The organism is Microbacterium sp. NPDC055455 (assembly GCF_053619935.1).
The window spans coordinates 276,032-287,686 of the sequence record NZ_JBSHLB010000001.1; the positions used below are offsets into that span (position 1 = coordinate 276,032).

At 71.2% G+C, this 11,655-nt stretch carries 5 protein-coding genes; 1 reads left to right on the plus strand and 4 read right to left on the minus strand.

From position 1 onward, the window contains the following. Positions 1-5: 5 nt before the first annotated feature. From ACWGUG_RS01165 to ACWGUG_RS01175, 3 genes are all read right to left on the minus strand, one after another. Entirely contained in the window at positions 6-1,391 is a 1,386-nt protein-coding gene (locus ACWGUG_RS01165; protein ID WP_336394358.1) for a glycine--tRNA ligase, read from the minus strand. 110 nt (positions 1,392-1,501) lie between these two features. Continuing rightward, complete coding sequence (locus ACWGUG_RS01170; protein WP_452323566.1) at positions 1,502-3,337, minus strand: glycoside hydrolase family 15 protein; 1,836 nt, start codon at positions 3,335-3,337, stop codon at positions 1,502-1,504. A gap of 58 nt (positions 3,338-3,395) precedes the next feature. After that, the gene (locus ACWGUG_RS01175) at positions 3,396-3,773 is read right to left on the minus strand and encodes a DUF4870 domain-containing protein (protein ID WP_336394356.1); all 378 of its coding nucleotides are present in this window, start codon (positions 3,771-3,773) and stop codon (positions 3,396-3,398) included. A gap of 464 nt (positions 3,774-4,237) precedes the next feature. Between ACWGUG_RS01175 and ACWGUG_RS01180 the strand changes: the two genes are divergently transcribed. Then, positions 4,238-10,549 (plus strand): rhamnogalacturonan lyase family protein, encoded by a 6,312-nt coding sequence (locus tag ACWGUG_RS01180; RefSeq protein ID WP_452324180.1) that lies wholly within the window; start codon positions 4,238-4,240, stop codon positions 10,547-10,549. 101 nt (positions 10,550-10,650) lie between these two features. Here ACWGUG_RS01180 and ACWGUG_RS01185 read toward each other — a convergent pair whose 3' ends face one another. After that, entirely contained in the window at positions 10,651-11,412 is a 762-nt protein-coding gene (locus tag ACWGUG_RS01185; RefSeq protein WP_378878645.1) for a hypothetical protein, read from the minus strand. Positions 11,413-11,655 lie beyond the last annotated feature (243 nt).

Below are 11,655 nucleotides of genomic sequence, written 5' to 3' on the forward strand. Positions count from 1 at the left end.
AGGGGTCAGGCGCCCTTGAGACGCTCCGCGAGGTAGGCGTGCAGACCCTCGAGCGGGACGCGCTCCTGCCCCATCGTGTCGCGGTCGCGGACCGTGACGGCGCGGTCGTCGAGCGAGTCGAAGTCGACGGTCACGCAGAACGGGGTGCCGATCTCGTCCTGACGGCGGTAGCGGCGGCCGATGGCGCCGGCGTCGTCGAAGTCGATGTTCCACTGGCCGCGCAGGGTCTCGGCGACCTCGCGCGCGATGGGCGAGAGCTGCTCGTTGCGCGACAGCGGCAGCACCGCGGCCTTCACCGGCGCCAGGCGCGGGTCCAGCTTGAGGACGGTGCGGGTGTCGGTGCCGCCCTTCGCGTTCGGCGCCTCCTCCTCGTGGTACGCGTCGACGAGGAACGCCATCATGCTGCGGGTGAGGCCGAACGAGGGCTCGATGACGTAGGGGATGTACTTCTCGCCCGACGCCTGGTCGAAGTAGGTCAGGCTCTGACCCGAGGCCTCGGTGTGGCTGCCGAGGTCGTAGTCGGTGCGGTTGGCGATGCCCATGAGCTCGCCCCACTCCTTGCCGGGGAACCCGAATCGGTACTCGACGTCGATCGTCCCGTCGGAGTAGTGCGCGCGCTCCTCCTCGGGCACGTCGAACCGGCGCATGTTGGCCGGGTCGATCCCGAGGTCGACGAACCAGTCCCAGCACTCGTCGACCCAGTGGTCGAACCACTCCTGCGCCTCCGCCGGCGGCACGAAGTACTCGATCTCCATCTGCTCGAACTCGCGGGTGCGGAAGATGAAGTTGCCGGGGGTGATCTCGTTGCGGAACGCCTTGCCCACCTGGCCGATGCCGAACGGCGGCTTCTTGCGGCTGGCGGTGAGCACGTTCGAGAAGTTCACGAAGATGCCCTGCGCGGTCTCGGGGCGGAGGAAGTGCAGCCCCGACTCATCGTCGACGACGCCGAGATAGGTCTTCACCAGGCCCGAGAACGCCTTCGGCTCGGTGTACTGCCCCTTCGTGCCGCAATTCGGGCACGGCACGTCGGCGAGGCCGTTCTCGGCCTTGCGACCCTTGCGCGCCTCGAAGTCCTCGACGAGGTTGTCGGCGCGGAAGCGCTTGTGGCACTGCAGACACTCCACCAGCGGGTCGGTGAAGGTGGCGACGTGACCGGATGCCTCCCACACGCGCTTGGGCAGGATGATCGACGAGTCCAGGCCCACCATGTCGCCGCGGCCGCGGACGAACGTCTGCCACCACTGGCGGCGGATGTTCTCCTTCAGCTCGGTGCCGAGGGGGCCGTAGTCCCATGCCGACCGGGATCCGCCGTAGATCTCACCTGCCTGGAACACGAACCCGCGATGACGGGCGAGGCTGATGACTTTGTCGAGGCGAGACTGCTCGGCCACGGTGGCTCCAATGGTCGGGAGAGGGGATGCACGAGGGTGCTGATGATCTCGATACGCTCGCAGAGCGAGCACTCGATCCGGCGGCCGCGTGAAACGGCCATCCGTCGATTCTAGTGATCGAGCAGCCGGTCCAGGTTCACGGCCGCGTTGATGAGCGACAGGTGGCTGAACGCCTGCGGGAAGTTGCCCAGCTGCTCGCCGGTCAGCCCGATCTCCTCGGCGTAGAGCCCCAGGTGGTTGGCGTACGTGAGCATCTTCTCGAAGGTGAGGCGGGCCTCCTCGGTGCGTCCGGTGCGCGCGAGCGCGTCGACGTACCAGAACGAGCAGAGCGTGAAGGTGCCCTCCGAGCCGCGCAGCCCGTCGGGCGACGCGGCCGGGTTGTAGCGGTAGACGAGGCTGTCCGACACGAGCTCCGTCTCCATGGCCGCGAGCGTCGAGAGCCACCTCGGGTCGCGCGGCGATATGACACCCATGACCGGCATGATGAGATTCGCGGAATCCAGCACATCGCTGCCCTCGGCCTGCACGAAAGCGCCGCGATCGGCGTCCCACGACGCGGCCATGAGCGCCCGGTAGATCTCATCCCGCCCGCCGCGCCATCGCACGATGTCGGCGGGCCGGCCGCCGGATTCGGCGAGACGGATGCCGCGGTCCAGCGCCACCCAGCACATGAAGCGGCCGAACGTGAACTTCTTGCGTCCGCCGCGGGTCTCCCAGACCCCCTCCTCGGGCCTGTCCCAGTTGTCGCACACCCAGTCGAGCATGCGGCTCACCTCGGACCATTCCCCGTCACTGAGCTGGAAGCCGTGCTCGGCGGCGAGCCGGATCGAGTCCATCGCCTCGCCGTAGATGTCCAGCTGCAGCTGATCGGCGGCGCCGTTGCCGATGCGCACCGGTGACGAGTCGCGGTAGCCGCGCCACCCGGGCAGCGTCGTCTCGGCCAGATCGGACGATCCGTCGACGCGATACATGATCTTGAGCGGGCCGGACTCGTCGCCCGCGCTCTCCTGCACCCGGTCGGTGAGCCACTGCACGAAGGCCTCCGCCTCGTCGCGGTAGCCGAGCCCCAGCAGGGCCTGCACCGAGAAGGACGCGTCGCGGATCCAGGTGTATCGGTAGTCCCAGTTGCGCTCGCCGCCGACCTGCTCGGGCAGTCCCGCCGTCGGCGCGGCGACCAGGGCGCCGCTCGGCGCGTAGGTGAGGAGCTTCAGCGTGATGGCCGATCGGTGGACCGTCTCGCGCCAGCGTCCGCGATACGTCGAGCGCCCCACCCAGTCGCGCCAGAAGCGCTGCGTCTCGGTGTACATCCGCTCGAGCTCGTCGATCGAGACGCGACGGGGCGCCGCCCCGCCCGTCTCGAGGAGCACGCCCGTGCGATCGCCGGCGTGGAGCGTCCCGTGGACGCGCAGCCCGCCGTCGATCAGCTCGATCGTGCCGGCCTGCTGATCGCCGCGGTGGATGATCTCGCCGACGCGGTGCACGGTGAGCGCCTGATCGCCGCCGCGGAACAGCACCCCGTCGCCGACCGCCGGCTCGACGCCGGTGTGGGCGACGGTCCCGTACGCGAACGCGGGCCGGATCTCGCCGACGAACGTCATCGACCCCCGGACGACGCGGATGAGGCGGGCGATGCGGTGCCGGTCGGTCGGCTCGTCGCCCGCGATGGGCATGAAGTCCAGGACCTCGCCGACGCCCTCCTCGGTCATGAACCGCGTGAGCAGGATGGCCGTGTCGGGCAGGTACAGCTGCCGCGTCACGTAGTCGTCGGTCTCGGGGCGCACGCGGCAGAAGCCGCCTCGCTGCGCGTCCAGGAGCGACCCGAACACGCTCGGCGAGTCGAACCGCGGCGCGCAGAACCAGTCGATCGACCCCTCGGTGTCGACGAGCGCGGCGGTCTGCAGGTCGCCGATCAGCCCATGGTCCGAGATGTCGGGATACTCGCTCATCGGTCCGCTCCCCTGCTCGTCCCCGCCGTCCGCCGTCGCCACGGCAGACCGCGCCGTCTCAGCTGATGAAGGAGATGGTCACCGGGTACTTGTACCAGTCGCCGCGGTTGGCCTTCACCGCGGCGACGATGCACAGCACGATGTTGAGCACGTACGCGGCGATGAGGATGAAGATGCCGATGATCACGACGCTCAGCACCGCGCCCACGATGTAGGCGATCAGCAGGGTGAGCTGGAAGTTGAGCGCGGTGGCGGTGTGGGCGCGGACGAACGGGCCCCGGTCCTTGAGCACGAGGAAGCCGATGAGCGGCGCCAGGAATCCGAAGAACAGGCCGCCGAGGTGCACGAGGGTCGCCCAGAGCTTCTCGTCGGCGGGCGACATCGGCTGCGGCGGAGGGGCGGCGCCGTACGCGGAGGGAGGTGGAGGGGTCGTCATGGCGTCAGCCTACTGGCGCGCACAGGACCGGCAGGAGGGGGATGCCCCCCGACGTCACGGCGGGGCGGCCCTCCCACCGCGCGCGGCGCCCGGACGCCGCGATGGCGCGGGCCCGCCGCCGGGGTGGTCCGTAAGCACCCCGGCGGCGGGGGTTTGGGAAAGCGTTCGCCCGAGAACCTAGGCCACAGGTCGCCGGTGGCGCAAGCCTCGGCGGCGACATCGCAAAAACGTTTCAGAAATGTCTTGCCCCTCCGCCCGGCCGCATGTCAGACTGCCAGCGGCTTCCATCGGAATACGCTTTCCGTCGGAGCCGACAACAAATCGGACCGGAGTATCCCCACCCCGGCCCGACCGGACAGGGCTCGAGTCCGTACGCGCCCGGTTCACGTCGACGGCTGTCGCGATGTCGCGTCCGCCGCCGTCATCCTTTGCCGATGCTGACAACAGGAGGAACCGTGCCCCACGTGTCCGCACGCGCCGACGGCGCGCAGCGACCCGCTGACCACGCCCCCATGCCCCGGGCTCCCCGCCACGGGCTCCGCCTCGCCGCGATCGCCGGCGCCACCGCCGTCGTCGCGGCCCTGCTCACCGCGACCCCGGCCGCCGCGTCCCTCGCCCCCGCCGAGGACGGAGCGTGGCGCTTCGACTTCGGCACCGCGTCGAGCCCCGTGGCGGACGGCTGGCAGCAGGTGCTCACCACGTCGCTCCACACGGCGGAAGCGGGGTGGGGCATCACTGTGCCCGACGGCGCCACGCTCTTCGACCGCGACCGCACGGGCAATCGCACGCCGGCCGATCCCGTCGCCGAGGACTTCGTCGCCGGGACGAACTGGGGATTCCTCCTCGACGGCGTGCCGGTCGGCGAGTACGACGTGACCCTCACGATCGGCGACGCCCTGACGGGGACCTCGGGCACCAACGCGACGATGTCGCTCGAGGGGATCGCCCAGACCCGTCTGACCACCGGCGGCGCGGCGACCACGACGGAGACGTTCCGCACCACGGTCGAAGACGGCCAGCTCACCGTGGGCTTCACCGGCAGCGGGCTCGGCGCGTACGTCAACGGCCTCGTCGTCGCGCCGGTCGTGCCCGACGCCCCCGCGGACCTCGCCACCACGCGGGTCGCCTGGAACGGCGTCGACCTCGCGTGGTCGCCCGCGGACGGCGCCGCGACCTATCAGGTGCTCCGTGCCGACGTCGTCGGCGACACCACCGGCGAGTTCTCCCAGATCGCCGAGACCACGGAGCCCTCGTACTCCGACACGTCCGTCGTCGAGGGCGGCTCGTACGCGTATGCGGTGGTCGCCGTGAGCGCGTACGACCGCACCTCGGAGCGGACCGCCGAGGTGCGCAGCGGCGTGATCCCCGCGCTCGTCGCGCCCGAGGCCCCGAGCGACCTCGCGGTCTCGCAGGTGACGCGGGAAGCCGTCGTCCTGACCTGGTCGGCGGTCGCCAACGGCGACGAGTACGTCGTCGAGCGCGCCGGCGCCGACGGCGTCTTCGCCGAGATCGCCACGCTGACGACACCCGGGCACACCGACCCCGTCGACACCTCGGCGGAATGGTCCTACCGCGTGACGGCCCGCAATCAGGCCGGGGCCTCCCCCGCGTCGGCGGTCGTCATCGCGCCCGTCTACGTCGCGCCCGCCCCGCTCCCCGAGAGCGACGTCGTCACCTTCGACTTCGGCCCCGGCGCGGTGGCCGAGGGAGCGCTCGGCGTCACCTCGTCGACCGCGTTCAGCGACGAGTGGGGCTACGGCTTCTCGACGGCCCCCGCCGCCGAGACGCCCGATGTCGACCGCGGCACCGACGACGCCCTGCGCAGCGACTTCGTCGCCGTCGCGGGGGCGACCTTCGAGGTGGATCTCGGCGCCGGCGACTACTCCGTGCAGCTGGTGGCGGGCGACGAGGAGAGCCCGACGACCACCACGATGACGGCGGAGTCGATCGCGAAGGTGCAGTCCAACCCGCAGGGCGCGGGCTCGTACCTGCAGATGGCGTTCCCGATCGCCCTGGTCGACGGCCGCCTCACCCTGCAGTTCGGCGGGGACGCGGCATCCGTCAACGCCCTCACCATCACGCGACTGCCCGAGCGCGTCGCGGGCGCCATCACGACGGCGTACCTCACGGGCGACTCGACCGTGCAGACCTACGACCCGATCGCCTACGCGCCGCAGGCGGGGTGGGGGCAGATGCTCGACCGGTTCCTCGCCGACGACATCGCCGTCGCCAACCACGCGATCGGCGGCCGCTCGTCGAAGAACTTCCTCACGCAGGGCCGCCTCGACGAGGTGCTGCGCAGCATCCGTCCCGGCGACTACCTGTTCGTGCAGTTCGGGCACAACGACGCCACCCAGGGCGTCGACGACCGCTACGCGAGCCCCGAGGACTACAAGGAGTATCTGCGCGTCTACGTGGAGGGCGCACGGCAGCGCGGTGCCACCCCGATCCTCGTCACGCCGGTGTCGCGGCGCAGCTTCGACCCCGCGACCGGCCTCTTCAACGTCAGCTTCCCGGAGTACGTGGCGAAGATGACCGAGCTCGCGGTCGAGGAGGACGTGCTGCTGGTCGACCTGTCGGCCTCCAGCCGGGCCTACCTCGACGAGATCGGCCCGGAGGCGGCCAAGGCGGTCTTCCTCCACGTCGACCCCGGCGTGTTCCCCAACCGTCCCGCTGGGACCGTCGACGACACGCACTTCCAGGAGTACGGCGCCATCCAGATGGCCCGCCTGGTCGCGCAGGACGTCGCCGGCCTCGACACCCCGCTCGCGGCCAAGGTCTCCGACATCGAGCCGCCCGCCGAGGTGCCGCCGGCGCCGCAGAATCTCGTCGCGGGTGCGATCAGCAACGGCGGGGCGACGCTGCAGTGGGATGCCTCGCCGACGGCGGACATCTACAAGATCCACCGTCAGGCCGTCGCCGACCCCGATCCGGAGTGGGCCCTCGTCGGCATGGTGACGCAGACGAGCTCGATCGTGCAGGGTCTCGCGGAGGGCACCGCCTACCGGTACCGCGTCGTCGCGGTCAACGGCCGGGGCGACTCCGAGCCGAGCGCCGTGGTGACCTTCACCACGAAGCAGGCGCTGTACAAGTACGACTTCCAGCTCGCGGGCAACCCGCTCATGGCCGGCTACACCGAGGTCACTCCCGACCTCACGTACACGACCGAGCGCGGCTACGGCTTCCTCGGCGTCCTGCCGGCGAACGCCGGGCGCGATCGCGGCGCGGCCGAGGGCTCGAACGACCTCGTGCGCGACTTCGTGCTCCCCGGCGACAGCTCGACCTTCGCGCTGGACGTGCCCAACGGCACGTACTCGGTGAAGACGTACTCGGGCGACTGGATCGGCTCGAGCCGGACGAGCTTCCGCATCGAAGGCAGGGACGCAGGTTCGGGCAACGCCGGCCGCGCCTCGGTCAACGCCACGCTGCGCGGACCGTTCCTCGTCACCGACGGTCAGCTGAACGTCGAGGCCTACGGCGCAGCGTCGGGCACACGTCTCAACGGCCTGGAGATCACGCCGATCCTGCTGGGTCCGGTGGGGCTCGAGGTCACCGACGTCGACGCCGACCCGGCCGCGCCCAGCGTCTCGCTGGCGTGGGATGCCGAGCCGGACCTCACCTGGAACGTCTACCGTCAGTCCCCGTTCGACGCGAAGCCGGTGCGGATCGCCGCGGTCGACGAGCCCGCGTACGTCGACACGACAGCCCGCGTGGGTCTGGACTACGAGTACCACGTGACCGCGATCGACCAGACGAAGCTCGAGTCGGTGCCGTCGGCGACCGCCGAGGTGTCCTTCGTCGACCCGGAGGTGACGCCGCCGGCCGCACCGGACGGGCTGACCGTCGAGGCCATCGAGAAGAACTCGGTGGAGCTCTCGTGGGCGCAGCCGCTGGGCGCGCTGTACTACCTGGTGTTCCGCTCCGAAGTGGAGGGCGAGCGCGGCGAACTGATCGGCGTGGCCGATACGAGCCGGTTCACCGACGGCGAGGTGCTCACCACGATCCCGTACTTCTACACGGTGGTCCCGGTGAACGCGGGCGGCGCCGGTGCGGCGTCGGCACAGCTGAAGACGGAGGCCGTGACGGTGCTGCAGCGGCAGGCGGAGTACCTCGATCGCGCTCCCGCGGCGGTGGCGACGGATGCCGGCAACCTGGTCTCGTGGCGCATGCTCGGCACCGACCCCGACAGCGTGGCGTTCCACGTCTACCGTGACGGCGCGCGGGTCACCACGACGCCGATCACCGACTCGACCAACTTCCTGGACGAGGGCGGGGACGAGGCATCCGTCTACTTCGTCACGAAGGTGCTGGACGGCGTGGAGGTCACCGACACCGACGAGTTCACGGTGCAGACCGGTGCGTACCGCTCGGTGCCGCTGGACAAGCCGGCGGACGCCTACTCCAAGGACGGCCAGCCGTACGGCTACCGCGCGAACGACGTCAGCGTCGGCGATGTCGACGGCGACGGTCAGTACGAGCTGTTCGTGAAGTGGGATCCCACGAACTCGAAGGACAACTCGTCCGGCGGGTACACCGGGAACGTCTACCTCGACGTCTACCGCCTCGACGGCACGCGGCTGTGGCGGATCGACCTCGGCGTGAACATCCGGGCAGGCGCCCACTACACGCAGTTCCAGGTGTACGACTACGACGGCAACGGCCGCGCCGAGGTCATCATGAAGACCGCCGACGGCACGATCGACGGCACCGGTCAGCCGATCGGCAACGCCGGCGCCGACCACCGCAACAGCTCGGGCTACGTGCTGACCGGACCGGAGTACCTCACGGTCTTCGACGGCGCCACCGGTGCCGCCATCGACACGGTGGACTACGTGCCGGCCCGAGGCGACGTCGGGGCGTGGGGCGACACGTACGGCAACCGGGTCGACCGGTTCCTGGCGGGCACCGCCTACCTCGACGGCGAGCGCCCGAGTGCGGTGTTCAGCCGCGGGTACTACACGCGCGCCGTCGTCGCCGCCTACGACTTCGACGGCGAGCAGCTCACCGAGCGGTGGGTGCTCGACTCGAACGACGAGGGCAACGAGGGCCTGTACGGCGAGGGCAACCACAACCTGTCGGTGGCCGATGTCGACGGCGACGCCAAGGACGAGATCGTCTTCGGCTCGGCGACGATCGACGACGACGGCGAGGTGCTGTACGCGACGGGGCTCGGCCACGGCGACGCGCTGCACGTGTCGGACCTCGTCCCGTCCCGCCCGGGCCTGGAGGTCTTCGCGGCGCACGAGGACATGAGCTCGTCGCAGAACCGCGGCGCGACCATGCGCGACGCGCGCACCGGCGAGATCCTCTGGGACATCCCGGCGGACCGCGACACCGGCCGTGCCGCCTCCGGCGACATCGACCCCCGCTACGAGGGTGCCGAGGGCTGGGCGGTCGGCGGCGACGCCGCGTGGAACTCGCGCGAGGGGTACCTCATGTCGGCGGACGGCGAGCGCATCGGCAGTGCGATCCCGGCGGCGAACTTCCTCGCCTGGTTCGACGGCGACCCGCTGCGCGAGATCGTCGACCACGAGTTCGACGACGGGCCGCGCACCGGCGTGCCGACCGTGTCGAAGTGGGACGCGGAGTCGCAGTCGTCGGAGGTGATCCTGCGCGCCGAGGGCGCCCTGTCGAACAACGACACCAAGGGCACGCCCAACGTGCAGGCCGACCTCTTCGGCGACTGGCGCGAGGAGATCGCGTGGCGGTCGGCCGATTCGACCGAGCTGCGCATCTACTCCACGACGGACGAGACCGACCTGCGCATCCGCACGCTGATGCACGACCCGGTCTACCGCCTGTCGGTGGCGTGGCAGAACACCGGCTACAACCAGCCGCCGCAGACGAGCTTCTTCCTCGGCGACGGCATGGAGCAGCCGCCGGCACCGCGCATCGCGGTGACGGGCGACCCCTCGGGGGCGACCGACACCACCGCCCCGGTGGTGAGCGGGCTGCCCGCCGACGGCACGCTGCTGGCGAGCACGGCGGCCCTCACGGTGGAGGTGACCGCGGACGACCCGGAGTCGGGCGTGCGCAACCTCGACATCGCGTTCGACGGCGAGCCGGTGGCCCCTGGCCAGGTCATCGAGCTCGACGGGCTGGTGGGAACCCACACGCTCACGGTCAACGCCGTGAACCACGACGGCCTGGTCACCCAGGCGTCGGCGCAGCTGCTCGTGTTCGACGACGAAGGTCCGACCGCGGCGCCGGGCCGCGGCATCCTGTCGACGAACTCCGGCTGGGACGACGGTCTCCACGACGGAACCTTCACGGTGTCGATGAATCTGTGGCACGGGGTGAACGGCGCGGTGTACAGGCTGTACGAGAACGGCGCGCTGATCTCGACGACGCTGCTGGACGCCGACTCGCCGAACGCGCAGGTGTCGACCGTCGACGTGAGCGGCAAGCCCAACGGCACGTACGTGTACACGGGTGAGCTGATCAACGCCGCAGGCGCCACGGCGACGTCGTCGGTCACCGTGAAGGTGGCGGATGCCGCTCCCGCGGTGCCCGTCCTCTCGCACGACAACCGCGACAAGGACGGGAACTACACCGTCACCGCGAACCTGTGGTGGGGCACCAACGGCACGAGCTACCGGCTGTACGAGAACGGCGTGCTGATCGACGAGCAGGCGCTCGAGGCGGCATCCCCGAACGCGCAGCAGGCCCGGACCGCGATCGCGGGACGCGCGCCCGGCACGTACACCTACGTGGCGGAGTTCGCCAACGCCGCCGGGGCCACCAGCTCCAAGGCGATCACGGTGACGGTGCGGTAGCCCGACCAGCGCCGGACGCGGCCGGTCGCCCTCGGGCGGCCGGCCGCTCGCCGTTCGTGGCGCGGACTTCGGGTCGCTCGGCGCGGGGCGCGCGGCGGTGGTCAGCCGGCGAAGCCGCACCAGGAGGCGACCCACGACAGGATCCTGCCCCGCATGTCCTCGCCGACGAAGAGCTCGACCTCGCCCGCCTCGCCGTCGACGGCGACGCGCACGCCGAAGATCGTCCCGCGCTTGTCCTCCTGCACGGCGTGCGGGTCGCAGCGGGTCGGTGTCAGCGGAAGCGAGACGACCGAGGGCTCCGCCTCCGCCGCGGCGATCTCGCGCTGCAGCGGGTACAGGTCCGCCTCGGGCGGGAGTCCCGCGAATCCGAGCAGGTTCGTCCGCTCGATGCCGACGAGGGTCGCCGCGGCGTCGCCGGTGGGCGCGACGGTCAGCTCCAGGGCGGCCGGCTCGCCGGGGGGCGACGGCGTGAACCCGGTGAAGGCGAGGGAGGCGGCATCCGTCACCCGCTCGAGCAGGCACTCGCGCGCGTGCAGCGCCGCGACGAACCCGAGCGGATCGGGAGCGGACGCCGTCATCTCGGCGCTGCCGTCGTCGCCGACGATCTCGAGCACGGCCTCGGCCTCGCCGTCGTCGGGCACGGAGCACTCGACGGGAGGCAGCTGGACGCGGATGTCGGCCGCGCCGCCCGCGGGGATCGTGCTGACGCGACCCTCGATCACGCGGGTGACCGGGCTCTCGAACCGCGGGTCTTCGACGCGCACGGCACCGACGGTGACCGCGGCATCGGACGCGTTCGCCACCCGCACCTGGGCCTGTCGCGGTCCGACGTCGGAGCGCAGCTGGTGCAGCTCGACGGTCACCCCGGCGGGCAGGCTCGGCGTGGCCGACGGCGCCGGTGTCGGCGTGCAGCCGGCGAGCAGCAGAATCCCCGCGACAACCGCGCCGATCCGCCCCCGTCGGCCTCGCCTCTCGACCGCCGGCCGTACCGTTCGCAGGACCGATCCCCGCCCTCGCCCCGGTGCGGCGGCGTGTCGGGGCCCCCGTCGCCCTTCCGTCCTGCGAACGGTACGCCGCTGCGCGCGCATGACCGGATCTGCGCCCGG

What these genes read in the sequence shown, in the direction of transcription:
- ACWGUG_RS01170 (WP_452323566.1), bottom strand. Translation starts at nt 3,337, where the DNA reads ATGAGCGAGTATCCCGACATCTCGGACCATGGGCTGATCGGCGACCTG.
- ACWGUG_RS01175 (WP_336394356.1), bottom strand. Translation starts at nt 3,773, where the DNA reads ATGACGACCCCTCCACCTCCCTCCGCGTACGGCGCCGCCCCTCCGCCG.